Origin of the sequence: Eubacterium sp. AF34-35BH (assembly GCF_003477765.1) — a bacterium.
Lineage (GTDB): Bacteria > Bacillota > Clostridia > Lachnospirales > Lachnospiraceae > Eubacterium_G.
In genome coordinates this window covers 428,958-429,177 of record NZ_QUDZ01000001.1, presented here as the reverse complement: position 1 = coordinate 429,177, position 220 = coordinate 428,958, and the positions used below count along the sequence as shown (strand labels likewise).

Genomic DNA, 220 nt, shown 5'->3' with positions numbered 1-220 from the left:
TTCACTTTTTACTCCTCTTGATGTAACCTGTCGTACACTTTTAGAAGTTTCCATATCTGCACTTCTTGAAGTGTAAGTTTCTACACCTCTTAAAGTTTCCGCCTGTACACCTTTAGAAGTTTCCACATCTCCACTTCTTGAAGTGTAAGTTCTTACACCTCTGGAAATTTCTCTCTGTATACCTCTTGAAGTTTCCATATTTTCATTCAAATTGTCATCT

Annotated in this window: 1 protein-coding gene; it reads right to left on the bottom strand. The window is 36.4% G+C overall.

Annotated features, from left to right (window positions below):
- Positions 1-220: hypothetical protein (locus tag DWZ69_RS02005; RefSeq protein WP_199640857.1), on the bottom strand; the 220-nt coding region annotated here is incomplete at both ends.